16 protein-coding genes are annotated in these 20,379 nt (G+C 59.6%); 7 read left to right on the top strand and 9 right to left on the bottom strand.

The annotated features are described in order from the left end of the window. Window positions 1-21 precede the first annotated feature (21 nt). The 4 genes from QWI20_RS20875 (at window position 22) to QWI20_RS20860 (ending at window position 6,307) form a co-directional block, all read left to right on the top strand. Complete coding sequence (locus QWI20_RS20875) at window positions 22-249, top strand: hypothetical protein (protein ID WP_369307043.1); 228 nt, start codon at window positions 22-24, stop codon at window positions 247-249. Between the two features lie 64 nt (window positions 250-313). Then, window positions 314-2,752, top strand: coding sequence for a TerB N-terminal domain-containing protein (locus QWI20_RS20870; RefSeq protein WP_369307042.1), 2,439 nt, complete (start codon window positions 314-316; stop codon window positions 2,750-2,752). Beyond that, window positions 2,749-4,044: an ATP-binding protein gene (locus QWI20_RS20865; RefSeq protein WP_369307041.1), complete on the top strand. Its 1,296-nt coding sequence runs from the start codon at window positions 2,749-2,751 to the stop codon at window positions 4,042-4,044. The genes QWI20_RS20870 and QWI20_RS20865 overlap by 4 nt, the downstream gene beginning before the upstream one ends. Beyond that, window positions 4,019-6,307 carry a DEAD/DEAH box helicase gene (locus QWI20_RS20860; protein WP_369307040.1) on the top strand — a complete coding sequence of 763 codons (2,289 nt, stop codon included), beginning with the start codon at window positions 4,019-4,021 and terminating at the stop codon, window positions 6,305-6,307. The genes QWI20_RS20865 and QWI20_RS20860 overlap by 26 nt, the downstream gene beginning before the upstream one ends. 225 nt (window positions 6,308-6,532) lie before the next feature. Here the strand turns inward: QWI20_RS20860 and QWI20_RS20855 are convergent, their stop codons facing one another. After that, window positions 6,533-7,354, bottom strand: coding sequence for an NADPH-dependent oxidoreductase (locus tag QWI20_RS20855; protein ID WP_369307039.1), 822 nt, complete (start codon window positions 7,352-7,354; stop codon window positions 6,533-6,535). Between the two features lie 115 nt (window positions 7,355-7,469). On the opposite strand from QWI20_RS20855, the gene QWI20_RS20850 reads away from it, so the two are divergent. Then, entirely contained in the window at window positions 7,470-7,784 is a 315-nt protein-coding gene (locus QWI20_RS20850; RefSeq protein ID WP_369307038.1) for a hypothetical protein, read from the top strand. Between the two features lie 203 nt (window positions 7,785-7,987). Here the strand turns inward: QWI20_RS20850 and QWI20_RS20845 are convergent, their stop codons facing one another. The 4 genes from QWI20_RS20845 to QWI20_RS20830 form a co-directional block, all read right to left on the bottom strand. Beyond that, a complete protein-coding gene (locus QWI20_RS20845; protein WP_369307037.1) occupies window positions 7,988-9,304 on the bottom strand; it encodes an MFS transporter in 1,317 nt (438 codons plus the stop codon). Window positions 9,305-9,583: 279 nt separating this feature from the next. Continuing rightward, window positions 9,584-10,732 (bottom strand): galactonate dehydratase, encoded by a 1,149-nt coding sequence (gene dgoD, locus QWI20_RS20840; protein WP_065986272.1) that lies wholly within the window; start codon window positions 10,730-10,732, stop codon window positions 9,584-9,586. An 83-nt stretch (window positions 10,733-10,815) separates the two neighbouring features. Beyond that, window positions 10,816-11,451 (bottom strand): 2-dehydro-3-deoxy-6-phosphogalactonate aldolase, encoded by a 636-nt coding sequence (locus QWI20_RS20835; RefSeq protein ID WP_369307036.1) that lies wholly within the window; start codon window positions 11,449-11,451, stop codon window positions 10,816-10,818. Between the two features lies 1 nt (window position 11,452). Continuing rightward, complete coding sequence (locus QWI20_RS20830; protein ID WP_369307035.1) at window positions 11,453-12,469, bottom strand: 2-dehydro-3-deoxygalactonokinase; 1,017 nt, start codon at window positions 12,467-12,469, stop codon at window positions 11,453-11,455. Window positions 12,470-12,849: 380 nt separating this feature from the next. On the opposite strand from QWI20_RS20830, the gene QWI20_RS20825 reads away from it, so the two are divergent. Then, window positions 12,850-13,995: an acyltransferase family protein gene (locus QWI20_RS20825; protein WP_369307034.1), complete on the top strand. Its 1,146-nt coding sequence runs from the start codon at window positions 12,850-12,852 to the stop codon at window positions 13,993-13,995. Window positions 13,996-14,829: 834 nt separating this feature from the next. Here QWI20_RS20825 and asd read toward each other — a convergent pair. The 4 genes from asd to leuC form a co-directional block, all read right to left on the bottom strand. Continuing rightward, window positions 14,830-15,942, bottom strand: a complete 1,113-nt coding sequence (gene asd / locus QWI20_RS20820) for an aspartate-semialdehyde dehydrogenase (protein ID WP_065986059.1) — start codon at window positions 15,940-15,942, stop codon at window positions 14,830-14,832. A gap of 81 nt (window positions 15,943-16,023) precedes the next feature. Beyond that, the gene (gene leuB, locus QWI20_RS20815; RefSeq protein WP_369307033.1) at window positions 16,024-17,106 is read right to left on the bottom strand and encodes a 3-isopropylmalate dehydrogenase; all 1,083 of its coding nucleotides are present in this window, start codon (window positions 17,104-17,106) and stop codon (window positions 16,024-16,026) included. Between the two features lie 149 nt (window positions 17,107-17,255). After that, the gene (gene leuD / locus QWI20_RS20810; protein ID WP_074885036.1) at window positions 17,256-17,894 is read right to left on the bottom strand and encodes a 3-isopropylmalate dehydratase small subunit; all 639 of its coding nucleotides are present in this window, start codon (window positions 17,892-17,894) and stop codon (window positions 17,256-17,258) included. Window positions 17,895-17,904: 10 nt separating this feature from the next. Beyond that, the gene (leuC, locus tag QWI20_RS20805) at window positions 17,905-19,329 is read right to left on the bottom strand and encodes a 3-isopropylmalate dehydratase large subunit (RefSeq protein WP_122538324.1); all 1,425 of its coding nucleotides are present in this window, start codon (window positions 19,327-19,329) and stop codon (window positions 17,905-17,907) included. A gap of 155 nt (window positions 19,330-19,484) precedes the next feature. Here leuC and QWI20_RS20800 point away from each other — a divergent pair, with 155 nt between their 5' ends. Further along, window positions 19,485-20,366, top strand: coding sequence for a LysR family transcriptional regulator (locus QWI20_RS20800; RefSeq protein WP_369307032.1), 882 nt, complete (start codon window positions 19,485-19,487; stop codon window positions 20,364-20,366). Window positions 20,367-20,379: the final 13 nt, after the last annotated feature.

Here is a 20,379-nt window from a genome sequence, read left to right as displayed (position 1 = left end):
AACACTGCTCTAGACCGCGGTATGCCTACCGAACTCGAAAGCTACCAGCACCAGTGTCTGATGCTGTTGGACGAGCTGCAGGAAGCCTGGTCTGACATCCGAAGGTTGAAAGCTGATGCACATACCTTGATAGCCATGAACGAAAGCCTCAAGGCAGAGCTCAAGGCTTTGAAACCCGCGGCCACCACACAATCAATGGAGAGTGATGTCGCGTTGGTCGGGACGTCAGCTGGACAGCAAGCGCGGTGATTGGCGTCCGGTGAGAAAATGCAGATACTGCCACCAAGCCAGCCCATCATGATGGAAGCACTTAATGGCAAGGAAGCAAAAAAGCAGCCCAGACATGGCGGCCATGGCGACCTTGATATTCATATTGGTCGTGCTCATCGTAGCTGTACCACCCCGAATGCGGCTCTTGGTCGCGCTGTTGGCGGGGATCGCTGGCTTCATCTGGCTAGTAAAGAAGTCTATTAGAGCGTCATCAACCGGCCCTCCTCGCCCGAAGAATACGATCCTCCCCGACTCAAAAGGTCAAACTACAACCTTGTCGAATAACGAGTCCAAATCAGAAATCAGTCTCGAAGTGAGCAACGCTAACGGTGCTCACTCGGATTTCCATGTGGTCAGGGTGAACTCGCCTGAGCAGCAGTTCACGATCCCCAAGCCCAAAGATGTTTTTCCGCAAGCTCGATGGATTGGCAAGGATGAAACCATCACTGTCAGCGGCCATGTTCTTCAGGGCGGCATGGTCTATTTTGCTGAAAAAGCAGATCGCACGTTTAAACAAGAGCCCTCGCTGATTAACGGCCAACTGCCTGTACAAGCTGCGCATGTCGATCTAACCGAAAAAATAACCGGCTACTGGCCCAGTTACAGCGGCATCTCGCCTGCAGCCCGGCGTGGCTACCTGCAATGGCTGTCCGACGGGCGAAGTACGCCCAATGTGGATATTGGCTACGTCTTCATCTTCTTTTACGGGCTTGAACGTCGGGCGGTCGTTGATTCGCTCACGGACGATGTAGCGCGCTCTGAGCTCCCCACCATCGTCAGAGAGGTCAAGCGTCTAAGGATGCTTTACGGTGAGAACGCGTCGTTTCGAAATTACGCGTCGAATTTGCTCAATCACATCCAGCTCGTGGATGTGAAGCCGCAGATGTACCTAGGAGCACCGCCTCGTTTCGAATCCACCGACGTTGAAATGCCGATGTCGCTGCGGCTGGCATTGGGGCAGATGGCCCAGGACAAGCATCCTTTAAATGCTCCGTGGGCGTTGGCATGGGCAAAGTCAGACCCAAACATTAGCCGACGCACCTCAGTAAGTAGATGTGCGGATCAGTTTGAACAGCTTTTCGTGACGCGGTATTCCACCCGCTATCCAAACGGTCTTGTGCTTAACCAAAACAAAACCATGCTTAAAACGAGCTACCGCTCAGCCTCTTCTCGCTTGGGTATTCCCGACATGGCGGTGGGCGACATACCGGATGTTTCCGTTACGTCGGCAACGCGCAAAAAGCTCCAGGCCGTAGTCGATGAATGCACGTTTATCCTCGACCCATACAGTAGATACCTGGGTCGCAATCCTGGAGGGGCCTCAGATCTGGAGGGTATTTTGCAGCTGCCAGTGGCCCTCTGGCCGGCTGCAGCAAAGGATGTGATCGCTGATCTGCAGCGGCAAGTCGGCGAGGAGCATCTGGTCATGACCTTCGAGGATCTTGCAGGACGGTTTGGATCTGCAGGAGCTCTCCCGCGCGGAACAATCGTCGCTTTGGCGAGAGCATTCGAGTCCTCGGGTATCGGCTTTGAGCCGGACGTACTGTCCGGCAGCCGTACTCCCAAGAATCTAGACACGATCGTACTGTTTGCGGCAGGTGACGATGATGCGAGCGTACGGACAACCTCGGACTACCACGCCGCAGCGGTGACGCTGGATTTGGCAAGTGCGGTCGCGGCTGCAGACAGGGTGACGTCGAATGAGGAAATGGCTCAGCTCGGGCGGCATATCGACTCCTGGACTCATCTCGGCGTAGGCCATCTCAAACGGCTCAAAGCCCACTTGCAAATCCAGATTCTGCAGCCACCTACCCTGGCGAGCCTGAAAAAAAAGCTAAGCCCTCTGAACGCCGATGCCAAACGCGCCATGGCCAGGTTTCTCGCTCATCTCGCTCAAGCTGACGGAAACGTCTCGCCGCAGGAAGTCCGGCTGTTGGAACGCGTCTATAAAACACTGGAGCTTGATCCACAGTTGCTTTACGGAGACTTACACGGCGCAGCCATCACCCCTGGTAAAAATGTCTCCACGGCGCCCAGATTTGGTGCCGTGCCTAGTTCCGACCACACCGGTGAGATGCCAGGCAATTCTGCCGCAGCCCAAAACTTCAATCTGGACATGGATAAAATTGCGCAGCTCCAGCGCGAGACGGCAGTGGTGTCAGCGCTGCTGGCCGAGGTATTCAGTGATGAATTTCCAGAACCGCCTGCCATCGTGGACAGCATCAAGGATCAGCCCACTGACCATGCAGCGACCGTACATGGGCTCGACACAGAGCACTCGGCGTTTCTGCGAATGATCGTGTCACGCCGCGAATGGAGCCGCCAAGAGCTGGAAGATGTGGCCACAGATATGGAGCTCATGCTGGATGGCGCTCTTGAGCAAATCAACGACATGGCGTTTGAGCGGTTCGACATGCCCGTCTCTGAGGGGGATGACCCCATCGAGATCAACCCGGATATCCTGGAAGAATTAGCCCTATGAGCACGATACGCCCAAAGGATCGCGATGCGGTCATCCAGTCATTGCGAGCCGGCGTAGTCCCTCGTGCGGGCCAGTATCTTATTCAGGTGGGTCGAGCGGGTGAGCTCGACGCCCTTCTCAAAGATATAGATCGGCTCGCCGACGGCGGCTCCGCCTTCAGGATCGTTGTAGGCGAATATGGGGCCGGGAAAACCTTTTTCCTTAACCTTGTCCGGGGCATTGCGATGGAGCGAAAGCTAGTCACAATGCACGCCGATTTAAACCCGGATCGCCGGCTGCATGCCTCAGGCGGACAAGCACGCTCACTGTATGCAGAGCTTGCTAAAAACATGTCCACCCGGACAAAACCGGACGGTGGTGCGCTGCAGGGTATCGTTGAAAAATTCATTTCTCAGGCAAAATCGGAAGCGAAAACCCGGGGCGTCGAGAGTGAAGTCGTGATTAGAGAATTCCTCGCCGATCTCACTGAGATGGTGAACGGCTACGACTTCGCTGACGTCATTGCCAAGTATTGCCAAGGGTTTGAACAAGGCAACGAGCAGCTCAAGGCGGATGCCATCCGGTGGCTTCGAGGCGAGTTCACTACCAGGACAGATGCACGTGCGGCGCTCGGTGTCCGGACCATCATTGATGACGCATCGGTCTACGATCAGTTGAAGTTGCTGTCGCGGTTCGTACGCCTGGCGGGGTTCGGCGGCCTCATGATTTGCCTGGACGAGCTCGTAAATCTATACAAGCTCGCGAATACTCAGGCACGCAACGCCAACTACGAGCAGATCTTGCGGATTCTGAATGACTCCCTACAAGGCTCGACCGGGGGCCTTGGCTTCGTCCTCGGCGGTACGCCTGAGTTTCTGATGGACACCCGGCGTGGACTTTATAGCTACCCCGCCTTGCAATCCCGGCTTGCCGAAAACACGTTCGCCAAATCTGGATTGATCGACCTGTCGGGGCCGGTCATCCGCTTAAGCAGCCTGACTCCCGAAGACTTCTACGTACTGCTTCAAAAGCTGCGTGACGTTTATGCCTACGGTGACCCGGGCAAATACCTGATGCCTGACGAAGCGATCCCTGCGTTCATGGCGCACTGTAACCAACGGTTGGGGGAGGCCTACTTCCGCACTCCACGCACAACCATCACAGCCTTCATCAACCTGCTCGCGGTATTGGAGCAGAACCCTGGAGCGGACTGGCGTGCCTTGGTGGGGGCCGTTCAGGTTGCCCAGGATGATGGCGGCAACCAGGATTTGAGCATCGAGGCAGACGATGAGCTCACAACCTTCAAACTCTGAATCCTCGTCTTTCGAGCGCTTGCACCCCGACGTTCAACAGTGGGTCTGGGCCCAGGGATGGACAGCGTTAAGGGACGCACAGGAATGGGCAATTTCCGCGCTGGTGGATGCTGATCGGGATGTGATTATCGCCGCCTCAACGGCTGCCGGGAAAACTGAGGCCGCATTCCTGCCCATCCTCACTAACCTGATAGAGCACCAAGATCCTGCTGGGGCCGTCCTTTATATCAGCCCACTAAAGGCACTCATCAACGATCAATGGGGCAGGCTGAGTCGACTCTGTGAGCAGTTGGATCTTCCCGTCATCGCATGGCACGGGGATGTGTCCGCCAGCAAAAAACACAAGTTTCTCAAGTCTCCCAAGGGCGTCTTGCTGATCACCCCAGAGTCCCTTGAGGCGCTGTTCGTCAACAGAGGTTCAAGCCTCATGGGCCTGTTCCAGAACCTGCGTTACATCGTGGTCGACGAGCTGCATGCCTTCATTGGCAGCGAGCGTGGCAAGCAGCTCCAGTCATTGATGCAGCGAGTCGAGCTTGTAGCCGGAAAAACCCTGCCGAGAGTCGGCTTGTCCGCCACGCTGGGAGACATGTCGCTGGCGAGCGAGTTTCTCAGGCCCGGGCATCCAGAGCGGGTGCAGGTGATTGAATCGAAATCATCTGGCCAGAATCTTCAGGTGCAAGTGCGCGGCTACATGATGCCGCCGATGCAAAAGTTGCGTGCTGTCGAAATACCGAATGCCGACCCTGATCAGAACCCTGAAGAAGAGGAGGAAGAAGACGAGTCCGGCTCCAGGCATGCCATCGCCGCACACATGTACAAGGTGCTGCGCGGCAGTAACAATCTGGTTTTCCCGAACAGTCGGCAGGAGGTGGAATGGTACGCAGACCGCCTACGTCGCCTCTGCGAAATCAGCGGTATGCCCAACGAATTCCTGCCTCATCACGGCAGCCTTTCGAAAGACCTTCGAGAAGACACGGAGCGTGCGCTCAAAGCAGGCACACCTCCAGCAACCGCCGTCTGCACCACCACCCTGGAGCTTGGAATAGACATCGGCAACATCAAGACAGTTGTCCAGATAGGTTCGCCTCCATCAGTTGCAAGCCTGCGCCAACGCCTAGGCCGGTCAGGCCGTCGCAACGACGAACCCGCCACTCTCCGGGCCTACTGTCAGGAACGGGAGTTGACTGACCAGTCATCATTGTCAGACCTGCTACGCCAGAACCTCGTCCAAACCATCGCGATGATCAGGCTACTGATTGGCAACTGGTTCGAGCCGCCCAGGGCTGAGGGTTTGCACGCCTCGACTCTGGTGCAACAGATTCTGTCAGTGATCGCACAGCAAGGAGGCGCCAGCGCTGCTCAGTTATGGGGTGGCCTGGTAGAAAGCGGAACATTCAAGAGCATTTCCAAGACTGACTTCTTCTCTCTACTGAAAGGTCTCGGCGAGAAGAAACTGATCGTGCAGGACAGCTCAGGTTTGTTGCTTCCAGGAGAGATCGGCGAACGACTCATCAACCATTATGAGTTCTACAGCGCTTTCACCAGCGACGAAGAGTTCAGGCTGGTACGAGAGGGCAAACCGCTTGGTTCGATACCCGTTAGCCGGCCTCTGATGAAGGGCCAGCGGATTATCTTTGGTGGCCGGCGTTGGCGGGTACTGGATGTCGATATCGAAAAAAAGGTGATTATCGTCACTGCCGCCCGAGGCGGTCAGCCACCCCAATTCGACGGGCTAGGTGCAATGGTGCACGATCATGTCCGCGAGGAAATGCGCGCGGTACTGACCGAAACGACGCCCTGCCCCTTCATCGATAGCAAAGCACAGGAGTTGCTGAGCGAAGCCCGTAAATCGTTCAGATCACTCGGGCTGGTAAATGAATTCACCTATGGCTCTGACTCGAAAACTCATTTACTCACCTGGCGCGGCGATCAAACCAACGACGCTCTGGTACTCATGTTCAACCACGTAGGAATGGCGTGCGAGAGTTCAGGCCTCGCGCTGTCGGTGGGCGGCTCACAAAAGAATGTCGCTGAAGCGCTCGCCAAGATCGCTGAGCTAGACCCGGACGACATCGAATCACTGCTGGAAGGCGTCGAGAATCTCATCAAGGAAAAATGGGACTGGGCATTGGCACGCTCGCTGCTCATGAAATCCTACGCCTCGTCTCGGCTCAACTTCAAAGGCGCGGTCGAGTTCGCAACGTTGTTCAGTACTCGGTGGCTTCACGGTGGAAGCACGATTCAAAGCACAACCCTTCACTAGCGGCAGTGCTCGATTACTGACGGTGATGGCTGAGGATATAGCGTGTGCGTTTGAGGTGAACGAGGTGGGGAGTTTGGCGACTCGAACGACCGAAAGCGTTTCAAGCGTCGCGCTCTCACCGCCCTCACATCGCTCCGCCATGCCTTCGTGGTGCCGATCAGGCGGAGCCCCTACCGATGGCAGGGCGACCTCATCGCTACGCTTGCGCCTATGACGAACAACGGGTTAACGAAGACCAAAACCCATTCGCAGCATCTGTTCAACAAGTCGTTCGCGGCCATGAAGATTAGCGACGCTGCTTAACCGATTGACGACCTGCTCCGACCAGCCCGATGCCTTCATGCCCTCGCGCTGATAGAAAGCCCCTAAACGCTGGTCATATTCGGCGATCGCTTCAGGCTCTTGATCAACTGAGTATGTTTCGTAATGGAGAACCGCGCTCTGAGGAAGCCTCGGCTTGACCTTGGCCGGCAACTCCCTGGAGGGATGGCCTACACAAAGGCCGAATACGGGGTAGACGTGTGGAGGCAGTCCAAGCTCCTTCGCGACGCCCTCGATATCATTGCGGATGGCGCCAATGTACACGCTCCCAAGCCCCAGGGATTCGAGCGCCACGACCGCATTCTGAGCAGCCAGGGAAACATCAATTGTTCCGAGCAACAGACTTTCGAGGTAAGGAAGTGCTTCCAGTTCTGCCTGCTGCTGCTCGGCAACACGCGTGACTCTGGACAAGTCGGCAAGCCATACGAAGAACAGAGGCGCCTGCCGGATATAGGCCTGGTTTCCAGCGAGCGAGCTTAGTCGTGCCTTTCGGTCAGCATCCTGCACAGCGACAACGCTCCAGACCTGCAGGTTTGACGAGGTTGACGCGGATTGCGCGGCGGCGATGAGCGTCTGAACTGCGCCTTCAGGCAAGGGCTCTGCAGTAAATGCGCGGACGCTGCGATGGTCGAGGAGTTGATCGATGATATCGTTCCAGGCGAGGAGCGCTGATGCATCTGGCTCACCATAGCGAGCCGCCATCTTTGATTGGCTGTTGGTAGTCATGAACACTCTCCAAAGGAGAACGGAGGCTATCAAATCGATTCCTGCGCCGCATGCCCCTGCGAAAATTCTTCATGCACCTATTCCTCGAAAGCCAGAGCCACGAAGGTATATCCGTTTGTCTCCAAACCCACTCACCGCGCGCGAAACCTATCAAATCCTGCGGGACATCGCCCTGGGCGTGCGATCGATGCGCCGCATAGGCGAACACTCGTGGGTAGAAATTTACTGCGGCCTGATGGCGGTCGAAACCGATGGGTGGGTGATCACGTTTTACAACGATTGCGACACGCTCGACTATTGCGACAGCTGCTACAACCCGGAAGGCAGGGCCTATACCTTTGACTCCTCCAAACGGTTCGGTACCGATCCGGTGGAGCTGCTGAGCACGTGGGAACACCGTGAGCTCGAAAGGTTGCTCTCTTGGATGTAGACAAACTCTCAAGCACGGTCCTACCAAAGCGCTCGGGCCAGGTGATTCTCGGTGACCCTTTCAGAAGCAACACCCGCCCGAACGACCTGCGACTCCAGGACGTAGTAAATATGCGCCCTGAGCGCAGCTTTCAAGGAAGCGCACTCAGGCAAAGGTTCGTCACCGGGCACGTGATTGACGTCCCTCATTACCTATCGACAGGGTCATGACAACTCGATGCGTTCCACCTTGCCCACCAACAGGATGTAGGACAACGCCCCAAGCAGCGCCAGAACGGCGATGTAAGTGATCGCCGGGGCAAAGGAATCACCCGACGCCAGGAAGCCGATCACGATCGGCGTGGCGATCGCCGCCAGGTTGCCGATCAGGTTGAAGGTGCCGCCGGTCAACCCCAACAGCCGCGCCGGGGCGAGGGTCGACACCAGCGACCAGGTGATCGACGCCAGGCCATTACCGAAGAAGGCCAGTGCTAGGAAGGTGATCACCAATGGGGTCGAGTCGACGTAGTTGGCGCCGATGATTGAGGTGGAAATCAGCAGACCGGCGATGATCGGCGTCTTGCGAGCGAAGCCGACGGTGTGACCGCGACGGATCAGCCAGTCGGAAAAGAACCCGGAGCAGAGCACGCCGACGAAGGCCGCGAGGAACGGCAGCGACGCCAGCAGGCCGGACTTGATGAAGTCCATGCCGCGGTATTTGACCAGGTAGGTCGGGAACCAGGTGAGGAAGAACCACAGCGTCGAGTTCAGGCAGAACTGGCCCAGGTAGATGCCCCACAGCTTGCGCTTGGTCAGCACGATGCCCAGATCCTGCCAGCTGAAACCGCTTTTGCGTTTCGAGGCATCGGTCTGCATGTCGACCAGGCCGCCGCCATCCTTGATCAGGTCGATCTCGCCCTGATTGATGCCTTTGAAGTCGCGGGGTTCGCGGTAAACCATGTACCAGATCGCCGCCCAGAGCACGCCGACGCCGCCGGTGGCCACAAACACCATGTGCCAGCCGTAGCGGGTCTGCAACCACGCGAGCACAGGGGTCAGGAAGGCCAGGCCGACGAACTGGCCGGAGGTGTAAAAGCCGACGGCGGTGGCGCGTTCTTTTTCAGGGAACCAGGCGGTGACGACGCGGCTGTTGATCGGATAGGCCGGAGCCTCCAGCGCGCCGACGGCCATGCGCAAAATGAACAGGCCGATGAAGCTGCCAACGAAGCCGAGGAAGATGGTCGCGATGGACCACAGCGCCAGTGCCACGGTGTAGAGGATCCGCGGCGGAACGCGATCCACCAGCCAGCCGCCGGGCAGTTGCATGGCGGCGTAGGTCCAGCCGAAGGCGGAGAAGATCAGGCCGACGTGCACCGGGTCGATGCCCAGCTCGCTGGTCAGTGCGGGCGCTGCGATGGACAGGTTGCTGCGGTCGAGGTAGTTGATCACCACGGTGATGAACAGCAGCACCATGATGAAGAAGCGTTTGCGGGTCGGCGTGGCGGTGGTCGCCCGCGCCTGGGGAACAGTCTGTGTGCGCATGGGAAGTGCCTCTTTTTATGGTTATCTGAGGTCTGGAGTTTTTTTGGTGTAAGTGATCCGTGAAAAGCTTCGTGAGCAAGCTCACTCCCACATGAGGGTCAGCGCCCTCGACATCAGGGTCAGGCACAGTCCCTGTGGGAGCGAGCTTGCTCGCGAATGCTTGTTCCCACGCTCTGCGTGGTAACCCGCCCTGACGCTCCGCGTCTTGAAGTCGACGCGGAGCGTCGGGAGATGCATTCCCACGCAGAGCGCGGGAACGATCGATTCAGCACAGAAGGATCACCACTCGGCAAAGCTGCCGTCGGCATGGCGCCAGATCGGGTTGCGCCAGCGGTGGCCGATGGCGGCGCGTTCCTTGACGTACTCTTCGTTGATCTCGATGCCCAGACCCGGGCCGTTCGGGATCTTCACCATGCCCTTGTCGTAGTCGAAGACTTCGGGGTTCTTGATGTAGTCCAGCAGGTCGTTGCTCTCGTTGTAGTGAATGCCCAGGCTCTGCTCCTGAATGAACGCGTTGTAGCAAACGGCGTCCAGCTGCAAACACGCGGCCAGCGCGATCGGGCCCAGCGGGCAATGCAGCGCCAGCGCCACGTCGTAGGCTTCGGCCATGTTGGCGATCTTGCGGGTTTCGGTGATACCGCCGGCGTGGGAAGCATCCGGCTGGATGATGTCGACGTAACCTTCACTCAATACGCGTTTGAAATCCCAACGGGAGAACAGGCGCTCGCCCAAGGCAATCGGCGTGCTGGTCAACGGCGCCAGCTCCTTCAGCGCTTCGTAGTTCTCGCTGAGCACTGGCTCTTCGATGAACATCAGCTTGTACGGGTCCAGCTCCTTCATCAGCACTTTGGCCATCGGTTTGTGCACGCGACCGTGAAAGTCGACGCCGATGCCCACGTTCGGTCCTACGGCATCACGCACAGCGGCGACGTTGGCCAGGGCCAGATCGACCTTGTCGAAGGTGTCGAGGAACTGCAGCTCTTCGGTGCCGTTCATCTTCACCGCAGTGAAACCACGCTCCACCGCTTCTTTCGCGGCACGCGCGGTATCAGCCGGACGGTCGCCGCCGATCCACGAATACACCCGAATCTTGTCGCGCACCTGGCCGCCGAGCAGGTCGCTGACCGACACGCCCAGCGCCTTGCCCTTGATGTCCCACAGCGCCTGATCGATGCCCGCCAGCGCGCTCATGTGAATGGCGCCGCCCCGGTAGAAGCCGCCGCGATAGAGCACGGTCCAGATGTCTTCGATGTTGCGCGGGTCTTTGCCGATCAAATAGTCGGACAGTTCCTCAACCGCCGCAGCCACGGTGTGCGCGCGGCCCTCGACCACAGGCTCGCCCCAACCGGTGACGCCCTGGTCGGTTTCGACTTTCAGGAAGCACCAGCGCGGCGGAACGATGTAAGTCGTGAGTTTGGTGATTTTCATGTCTTGTCTCTCTTATTCAAAAACACATGCTGTTAGCGCACTCGCTCGAAAACACAGCCTCGATGGCGCAACGAGCGGGTCAGTCACTGAAGGTTGGCAGGCTTGTGCAGGTTCCAGGCATCCACGTAGGCCTTGGCGTTCCTGGCAACATCCTCGGCGCTCATGCCCGGCTTGAACAGCCCCGAACCCAGGCCGAAACCGGACACGCCGGCGTCGAGGAATACTTTCATGTTGTCCGGGGTAATGCCGCCGACCGGAATCAACGCCGTCCCGGCCGGCAACACCGCCAGCCAGGCCTTGACCACTGCCGGGCCCATTTGCTCCGCTGGGAACATCTTCAGTACGTCAGCGCCTTCGGCCAGCGCGGCGAAGGCCTCGGTCGGTGTCGCTACGCCGGGGGAAAGAAACAGGCCTTCGGCCTTCGCCGCGCGCAGCACCTTCGGGTCGCTGTGGGGCATGACGATGACTTGGCCGCCGGCTTCCTTGACCTGACGTACTTGTTCCGGCGTCAGCACCGTGCCGGCACCGATCAGGCAATCGGCGGGCAGGCTCTGACGCAGCAGGCGGATGCTGTCGTACGGCTGCGGGGAATTGAGCGGCACTTCGATGACGCGGAAACCGGCGGTGTACAAGACATCACCGATGGCCGGCGCTTCTTCGGGGCGCAGGCCGCGCAGAATCGCGACCAGACCGTTTTGCACGAGGGCTTGCTTGAGCATGTCAGTTCTCTACGTGAAGGGGCCGGGCAGCGGCCGAAGAGGAGGATTGAATCAGACCGGCCTGCACCGCCACCTGCCAGAGGCCACGCTCGGTGGCCTGCTCGGCCAGGGTCACTTGGGCAAAACCGTTGGCATCGAGGGCGCGCTGATAGCGGGCGATCAGCGCGTCGCTGCCGATCAGGATCACGTCAGGCAATTGCGCGTCGGTCTGGCGCAGCAGTTGGGCCAGCGCGACGATTTCATGACCGATCAACAGGCCGGACAGGTAATCGGATTGTGCGGTACCGGACAGCACGCCGGTCAAGCCGAGCGTGCGGCAACTGAAGATGGTCGACAGCGGACCTGCCGCGCCATTGGCCGACCGCGACACCGCCACGCCTCGGTCGAAGGCTTCAGCGTCGAAGGTGTCGCTGCGCTGCATCGTGCGGCCGAGAATGGTGTGGCTGGACAGCGCGGCGTAGACCTCGCCGGTCATGAAGGTGTCAAAATGTTCGATCCGGCCGTTCACCGCCCTCACCCACTTCGAGTGGCTGCCGGGCAGGCCGATCAACAAGGGTTTGGCGGCTTCGCTGGCGGGCAGCGAGTCGAGAATGCCGAGGACTTGAGTTTCTTCGCCGCGCATCACGTTGGGCAGCTCGGAACGCTGCAGGATGCCGGGAATGATGTGAACGTCGACGCCGCGCACGCTGCGCACTGTGACCAGCGCAGAACTGAGCGCTGCGACGCTGGCGGGCGTCTGCTGATAGACCGCTTCGCGCCAGCCCTGGGCGCTGCCGACCATGCCGCAGGCGATCACCGGCAGCGTCGGCTCGGCGTCGAGCCAGTCGCCGCAGGCTTCGTCAAAAGCCAGTTCGAATCCGTTGGAAACCTGCTGCCCGCCGATCAAACGGGGTGTCGATGGCAGCTGCATGATGCCCGCGCTGAGCGAACGTTGTTCCAGTACCCGGCCGTGTTCGCCGAGTCGATACGCGCGAAGGGAGGTCGTCCCCCAATCGAGCGCGATCAATTGCGCCTGCATGGCTTCACCTGATTGTTATTAATGAGTGAATGCGGAGCGAACTATAAACCTGTTGCGCTGGCAATCTCAATATATAACGCGTAATCCCATATAGTGGGATTTTCTGACAGTAGGGTTTCGATGATTGCTGTTTCGAACGGGTTTGCGGTTCGGGCATACTGCTGCCCGTCGCTGGCAAAACTTTCACGATCACCCTGTTAGCGTTGACTTCGAAATAGCTGTGCATCACATCCTGTTTTCAAGCTGCTCCTGCCACTCATCAGCCTTGGCGCCGAAGGTGGTAACTTTCCTCTCTGTCCCTGCCATTGCCTGCCCTGCACACCTGCTGGCGCCTGTTCGCGTGCCCGTACGCCTGAATCATCTGAAAAAGGATCCTCACGATGAAGCGATTCGTCGCGCTCGACAGCCTGCGCGGTCTCTGCGCCCTGACCTTGATCGTTCATCACTCGCACATCGAGCGAAGCCTCACGGAGCTGTGGTTTTTCCGTAATGCCAGTCAGTTCGCCGGTTTGTTCTTCGCCCTGAGCGGGTTTCTGATTTACCGGCGCTACGTGGGCACGCTGAGTACCTCGCGGCAGCTGGGCGACTTCATGCTTGCTCGCGCCTGCCGGGTCATGCCGCTGCACATTGCGGTGCTGTTGTTCTTCATCGGATTCGAGTGCCTGAAGCTGGTGCTGGAGCGCTACGGGTTGCTGTTGAATTTCCCGGCGTTCAGTGGTGACCGCGCGCCAGGGGAGATCGTGCCCAATCTGTTGCTGATTCAGGCCTGGTGGCCGGGCTTCAATGCGCTGTCGTTCAACTACCCGTCGTGGTGGGTCAGCGTCGCGTTTTATCTGTGGCTGATTTTCGGGCTGATTTGCTATGCGCTGCCGGGCATGGCGCGGATGATTTTCACGCTGCTGGGCGGGTTGGCGTTTGTCGGCTTGTTCGTGGATTCCGATCTGCTGACGCGCTATGTGCTGTGGGGCGCAGCCTGTTTTTTTGCGGGCACGGTGACGTATCGGCTGTACGCACGGCTGCGGCATTTCACGCCGGGGGTGGTGCTGGCCAGCGTGCTTGAGGTGGGGGTTTTGGCGGCGATCGGCTGGCTGATGGTGGCCGGCGACGCTCCGCTGACGATTGAGCTGTCGCTGCTGTTTTGCCTGGCCATTCTGGTGTTCGCTTGGGAAGCCGGGGTGGTGTCGCGGCTGTTGCAGGTGCGGGTGTTCCCGGCGCTGGGCCGGTTGTGGCTGTCGATTTACCTGACCCATGCAGCGGTGATTTTCGTCATCGCGACGGGGCTGACGGTGGCAGCGAAGTTTGGCGGGTATCCGCTGTTGATGGACAAGCCGGGGGAGATGCCGGGGACGCTGGTGCGGTATCTGAGCACGGGCAGTGCGCTGAACGACAATCTGTTGTTGCTGTTGGTGGTAGTGGCAGTTGTGGTGGTTTCGATGGTGGTTCATCGCTGGATCGAAGCGCCGGGCATGCGGTTTGCCGCTGTCTTAAGATCAAGATCAAATTCAAGATCAGAGGCATCTGCCTAGGGGCAGATTGTTTCGCCTTCGGCGACTTACTTTTGAAAAGCACCAAAAGTAAGCAAAAGTGCCTGCTCTCGGTTGGGCCCGACTTCGTCGGGTTCCCTCACTCCGACGACGCTCCGTGGGCCCGCGCCGAACGGACATCCATGTCCTAGCGGCGCTCTCGCCGCATCCATGCGGCTCGGCCCACTGCGCGTCGTCCGCGTTCGGCCTGCACCAAAGTCGCGATTGGCGGTGGCTGGACTTTTTGTGTTTGAAAGGCAAAAGCAGATCAAGTGCAAGATCAAAAGCTTCCCGGCTGAAGCCGGTCCCACAGGACACCGCGTGCATTCAGTGGGACCGGCTTTAGCCGGGAAAGCGTCAGTGGGAACGATCGGATAACCGATGGTGAATGAACCGGCCCCTTCCCGGCTAAAGCCGGTCCCACTAACAGACCGCGCGCACCCGTAGGACCGGCTTCAGCCGGGAAGCTGTTGCCGTTGCTGTTGCTGTTGCTGTTGCTGTTGCTGTTGCTGTGCTTTTGATTTTCGTACGCAAAAAATCCAGACGCCCCCCATCGCGACTTGGGTGCAGGCTGAACGGAGGTCTCGCGGAGTGGGTCGAGCCGCAGGGATGCGGCGAGAGCGCCGTCAGGGCATGGATGCCCGTTCGGCGCGGGCCCACGGAGCGGGACCGGAGTGAAGGAACCCGACGAAGTCGGGCCCAACCAGGAGCAGGCACTTTTGGTTACTTTTGGTGCTTTTCAAAAGTAACTCGCCGAAGGCGAAACGTCTGCCCCCAGGCAGACGCTCTTGATCCTGGCGTCCTAAGCCACGCCGCAGGTCTAGCGCGAACGCCGGATTACCGTTCCAGAAGAATCCGAAGCATGCGACGCAACGGCTCGGCCGCGCCCCACAACAACTGGTCGCCCACGGTAAACGCGCCCAGATACTGCGACCCCATGTTCAACTTGCGCAAACGACCCACCGGAATATTCAACGTACCGGTCACCGACGTCGGGCTCAGCTCCTGAATGCTCGCCTCGCGATTATTCGGCACCAGTTTCACCCACGGGTTGTGCTGACTGATCATCCCCTCGATATCCGCGATCGGCACATCCTTGTTCAGCTTGATCGTCAACGCCTGACTGTGACACCGCATCGCACCGATCCGCACGCAAATACCGTCGACCGGAATCGGGCTCTTGAAACGACCCAGAATCTTGTTCGTCTCCGCCTGCCCTTTCCACTCCTCGCGGCTCTGACCGTTCGGCAGCTCCTTGTCGATCCACGGGATCAGACTGCCCGCCAGCGGCACCCCGAAGTTCTCGGTCGGGAAGCCCTCGCCACGCATCGCGTCAGCCACCTTGCGGTCGATGTCCAGAATCGCGCTGGCAGGGTTCGCCAGCTCGTCGGCCACCGACGCATTGATCGCGCCCATCTGCTTGATCAGCTCACGCATGTTCTGCGCACCGGCGCCGGAAGCGGCCTGATACGTCATGACGTTCATCCACTCCACCAGACCGGCCTCAAACAGCCCGCCCAGGCCCATCAGCATGAGGCTGACGGTGCAGTTGCCGCCGATGTAGTTCTTGGTGCCGGCATCCAGCTGCTGGTCGATGACCTTGCGGTTGACCGGATCGAGGATGATCACCGCATCGTCCTGCATGCGCAGGGACGACGCCGCGTCGATCCAGTAACCCTGCCAGCCCGCTTCGCGCAGCTTGGGGAAAACCTCGTTGGTGTAGTCGCCGCCCTGGCAGGTCAGCACCACGTCCAGAGTCTTGAGCTCGTCGATGCTGTAGGCATCTTTCAGCGGCGCGACGTCCTTACCCACCGACGGGCCTTGGCCGCCGACGTTGGAGGTGGTGAAAAAAACCGGCTCAATGAGATCGAAATCCTGCTCTTCCAGCATGCGCTGCATGAGCACGGAACCGACCATCCCGCGCCAACCGACCAGACCTACACGTTTCATCGCAACTACACCTTAATTAAAAGTGGGGCCCCGACCGCAGAGAGCCATAGGGCTCAACCTGACAGTCGTGGGCCCGAGATATTACAGATTGCGCAGCGCGGCGACTACGGCGTCGCCCATTTCCTGCGTACCGACCCGGGCATTGCCTTCGGACCAGATGTCGCCGGTGCGCAAGCCCTGATCCAGCACCAGGCTGACGGCTTTCTCGATGGCGTCGGCGGCGGTGTGTTCGTTGAAGCTGTAACGCAACATCATCGACACCGACAGAATCGTCGCCAGCGGGTTGGCCACGCCTTTGCCGGCGATGTCCGGCGCCGAACCGTGGCAAGGCTCGTACATGCCCTTGTTGTTCGAATCCAGCGACGCTGATGGCAGCATGCCGATGGAACCGGTGAGCATCGACGCTTCGTCGGAGAGGATGTCGCCGAACATGTTGTCGGTCACGATCACGTCGAACTGCTTCGGTGCGCGGACCAGCTGCATGGCGGCGTTGTCGACGTACATGTGGCTGAGTTCGACGTCCGGGTAATCCTTAGCGACCTGCTCGACGATTTCGCGCCACAACTGACTGGAGGCCAGCACGTTGGCTTTGTCCACCGAGCAGAGCTTCTTGCCGCGCACGCGGGCCATGTCAAAGCCGACACGGGCGATACGACGGATCTCGCTTTCGCTGTAGGGCAACGTATCGTAGGACTGACGCTCGCCGTTTTCCAGCTCGCGGGTGCCACGTGGGGCGCCGAAGTAAATACCGCCGGTCAGCTCGCGGACGATGAGGATATCCAGGCCGGCGACGATTTCAGGCTTCAGGCTCGAGGCGTCGGCCAGTTGCGGATAGAGAATCGCCGGACGGAGGTTGGCGAACAGGCCCAGTTGCGAGCGAATCTTCAGCAGGCCACGCTCCGGACGGATGTCGCGCTCGATGGCGTCCCATTTCGGGCCGCCCACGGCGCCGAGCAATACCGCATCAACCGAACGAGCGCGCTCAAGGGTCCCATCTGCCAGTGGTACGCCATGCGTGTCGATGGCCGCGCCACCGATAACGTCGTGGCTCAGCTCGAACCCCAGCTGATATTTCTCACTGGCCAGTTCCAGCACCTTGACCGCTTCGGCCATGATTTCCGGACCGATGCCATCACCTGGAAGAATCAGAATCTGCTTGCTCATAAAACCCTCGTTTCAGAATATGCGTCGAGCCGGTAGATGGTGCCGGCTCGGGAGCGGCAAGCTCCAAGCGGTAAGCCACAAGTGATGCAGCGCCTGGCTCGGAATTTCTTGCAGCTTGAAGCTTATAGCTTGCAGCTTAAGGCCGCCCCTCAGCGAAACAGCCACGGCTGCGAAGCCCGATGCTTGCTCTCGAACGCGGCAATCGCCTCGCCGTCCACCAGGGTCAGGCCGATGTCGTCCAGGCCGTTGAGCAGGCAGTGCTTGCGGAAGGCGTCGATTTCAAAGCGGTACACCTTGCCGTCTTCGCGGGTCACGGTCTGGGCTTCCAGGTCCACGCTCAACTGATAGCCCGGTGTGGCTTCGACCACCTTGAACAGCTCATCCACCTCGCTTTCGCTCAGGATGATTGGCAGCAGGCCGTTCTTGAAGCTGTTGTTGAAGAAGATGTCCGCGTAGCTCGGCGCGATGATGCTGCGGAAACCGTACTCCTCCAGCGCCCACGGGGCGTGTTCGCGGCTCGAGCCGCAACCGAAGTTTTCCCGGGCCAGTAATACGCTGGCCCCCTGATAACGCTCGGCGTTGAGCACGAAGTCCGGGTTCAGCGGACGCTTGCTGTTGTCCTGATACGGCTGACCCACATCGAGGTACCGCCACTCGTCAAACAGGTTCGGGCCAAAGCCGGTCCGGCGGATCGACTTCAGGAACTGCTTGGGGATGATCTGATCGGTGTCAACGTTGGCGCGATCCAGAGGAGCGACCAAACCGGTGTGTTGAGTAAAAGGCTTCATACGGGGCTCCTTATGCCTGGCTCATGGTGCGAACGTCGACGAAACGGCCGTTGACCGCTGCCGCTGCCGCCATCGCCGGGCTGACCAGGTGAGTACGACCACCGGCGCCTTGACGGCCTTCGAAGTTACGGTTGGACGTGGACGCGCAGTGCTCGCCGCTCTCGAGGCGGTCCGGGTTCATTGCCAGGCACATCGAGCAGCCCGGCTCACGCCATTCGAAGCCGGCTTCGATGAAGACCTTGTCCAGCCCTTCCCGCTCGGCCTGTTCCTTCACCAGACCCGAGCCCGGCACAACGATCGCCTGCTTGATGGTCGACGCCACTTTACGGCCTTTGGCGATGTCCGCCGCCGCACGCAAGTCTTCGATCCGCGAGTTGGTGCACGAGCCGATGAACACGCGATCCAGTTGAATATCGGTGATCGCCTGATTGGCTTTAAGGCCCATGTACTTCAGTGCGCGCTCGATGGAGCCACGCTTGACCAGATCGGCTTCCTGCGCCGGATCCGGCACGTTCTGATCCACAGCCACGACCATTTCCGGGGACGTGCCCCAGCTGACTTGCGGCTTGATCTGGGTCGCGTCGAGCTCGACCACGGTGTCGAACACCGCGTCGTCGTCGGACACCAGGTCTTTCCAGGCTTCAACGGCTGCGTCCCACTGCTCGGCCGTCGGTGCGAAAGGACGACCCTTCACGTAGGCGATGGTCTTTTCATCGGTCGCCACCAGCCCGACGCGCGCGCCGGCTTCGATGGACATGTTGCAGATGGTCATGCGGCCTTCTACGGACAGGTCACGAATGGCGCTGCCAGCGAATTCGATGGCATGGCCGTTACCGCCGGCGGTGCCGATCTTGCCGATGATGGCCAGGACGATGTCCTTGGCCGTGACGCCGAACGGCAGCTTGCCTTCGACCTTCACTTGCATGTTCTTCATTTTCTTGGCGACCAGGCACTGGGTCGCGAGGACGTGCTCGACCTCAGAGGTGCCGATGCCGTGGGCCAAGGCGCCGAATGCGCCGTGGGTCGAGGTGTGGGAGTCGCCGCAGACGACGGTCATGCCCGGCAAGGTCGCGCCCTGCTCCGGGCCGATGACGTGAACGATGCCCTGGCGGACGTCGTTCATCTTGAATTCGGTGATGCCGTATTCGTCGCAGTTGTCGTCCAGGGTCTTGACCTGCAAGCGCGACACCTGATCGACGATGGCGTCAACCCCGTCCTTGCGGTCCGGGGTGGTCGGCACGTTGTGGTCGACGGTGGCGACGTTGGCGTCGATGCGCCACGGTTTGCGACGGGCCAGGCGCAAGCCTTCGAAAGCCTGAGGCGAGGTCACTTCGTGGATGATGTGACGATCGATGTACAGCAGCGCGGAGCCATCGTCGCGCTGCTTGACCAAATGCGAATCCCAGAGCTTGTCGTAGAGCGTTTTGCCGGCCATCAGACGGTTCCTCATCAGCGTATTTCTATGCCCCGGCCGTCGATGTCGAGATGACACCGTAAAGACCCTTGGCTTGTGGGGGAGATGCTATGGAATATGCTTAAATAACTCAAATTCATATTTTTCATGCTTTGCATAACCAACAGGAATCCGAGATGGATCTGGCCAACCTCAATGCCTTTATCGCCATCGCCGAGATGGGCAGTTTCTCGGCCGCCGGCGAGCGCCTGCACTTGACGCAGCCGGCAGTCAGCAAGCGCATCGCCGGTCTGGAGCAGCAGCTGGACGTTCGGCTTTTTGATCGTCTGGGTCGCGAAGTCAGCCTGACCGAGGCCGGACGCGCCCTGCTCCCACGCGCTTATCAGATCCTTAACGTGCTGGACGACACCCGTCGTGCGCTGACCAACCTGACCGGCGAAGTCACCGGGCGCCTGACCCTGGCGACCAGCCACCACATCGGACTGCACCGGTTGCCTACGCTGTTAAGGGCGTTTACCAAGGCCTACCCGGACGTCGCGCTGGACATTCAGTTTCTCGATTCGGAAGTGGCCTACGAAGAAATCCTCCACGGCCGTGCGGAGCTGGCGGTGATTACGTTGGCGCCCGAGCCCCACGCGCTGGTGAAGGCCGTCAAGGTCTGGGACGACCCCCTGGACTTCGTCGCGGCGCCCGAGCATCCGCTGGCGACTCAGAAAAACGTCAGCCTGGCCGACATCGCCGGCTACCCGGCGGTGTTCCCGGGCGAGAACACCTTCACCCACCACATCGTCAGTGGACTGTGCGAAGCCCAGGGCCTAAAGCCGAATATCGCCATGAGCACCAACTACATGGAGACGATCAAGATGATGGTGTCCATCGGACTGGCCTGGAGCGTGCTGCCCCGGACCATGCTCGACGAGCAGGTCACGGCCATTCCGTTACCGGGCATTCAGTTGCGGCGACAGCTGGGGTACATCGTCCACACCGAACGCACACTGTCCAACGCCGCGCGGGCGTTCATGGCGCTGCTCGATGCCCAGGCTGCGCAGTTGCAGTAACCCCAGGCCTGCA

Source organism: Pseudomonas sp. W2-17 (assembly GCF_041060445.1).
GTDB lineage: Bacteria > Pseudomonadota > Gammaproteobacteria > Pseudomonadales > Pseudomonadaceae > Aquipseudomonas.
This window is presented reverse-complemented; position numbering and strand designations above follow the sequence as displayed.

Bases quoted from the DNA above. Each gene is read 5' to 3' on its own strand.
- asd (WP_065986059.1), bottom strand. From the start codon at position 15,942: ATGAAACGTGTAGGTCTGGTCGGTTGGCGCGGGATGGTCGGTTCCGTG.
- QWI20_RS20865 (WP_369307041.1), top strand. From the start codon at position 2,749: ATGAGCACGATACGCCCAAAGGATCGCGATGCGGTCATCCAGTCATTG.
- QWI20_RS20870 (WP_369307042.1), top strand. From the start codon at position 314: ATGGCAAGGAAGCAAAAAAGCAGCCCAGACATGGCGGCCATGGCGACC.
- leuB (WP_369307033.1), bottom strand. From the start codon at position 17,106: ATGAGCAAGCAGATTCTGATTCTTCCAGGTGATGGCATCGGTCCGGAA.
- QWI20_RS20845 (WP_369307037.1), bottom strand. From the start codon at position 9,304: ATGCGCACACAGACTGTTCCCCAGGCGCGGGCGACCACCGCCACGCCG.
- leuD (WP_074885036.1), bottom strand. From the start codon at position 17,894: ATGAAGCCTTTTACTCAACACACCGGTTTGGTCGCTCCTCTGGATCGC.
- QWI20_RS20855 (WP_369307039.1), bottom strand. From the start codon at position 7,354: ATGACTACCAACAGCCAATCAAAGATGGCGGCTCGCTATGGTGAGCCA.
- QWI20_RS20860 (WP_369307040.1), top strand. From the start codon at position 4,019: ATGAGCTCACAACCTTCAAACTCTGAATCCTCGTCTTTCGAGCGCTTG.
- QWI20_RS20830 (WP_369307035.1), bottom strand. From the start codon at position 12,469: ATGCAGGCGCAATTGATCGCGCTCGATTGGGGGACGACCTCCCTTCGC.
- QWI20_RS20800 (WP_369307032.1), top strand. From the start codon at position 19,485: ATGGATCTGGCCAACCTCAATGCCTTTATCGCCATCGCCGAGATGGGC.
- dgoD (WP_065986272.1), bottom strand. From the start codon at position 10,732: ATGAAAATCACCAAACTCACGACTTACATCGTTCCGCCGCGCTGGTGC.
- QWI20_RS20835 (WP_369307036.1), bottom strand. From the start codon at position 11,451: ATGCTCAAGCAAGCCCTCGTGCAAAACGGTCTGGTCGCGATTCTGCGC.
- QWI20_RS20875 (WP_369307043.1), top strand. From the start codon at position 22: ATGCCTACCGAACTCGAAAGCTACCAGCACCAGTGTCTGATGCTGTTG.
- leuC (WP_122538324.1), bottom strand. From the start codon at position 19,329: ATGGCCGGCAAAACGCTCTACGACAAGCTCTGGGATTCGCATTTGGTC.
- QWI20_RS20825 (WP_369307034.1), top strand. From the start codon at position 12,850: ATGAAGCGATTCGTCGCGCTCGACAGCCTGCGCGGTCTCTGCGCCCTG.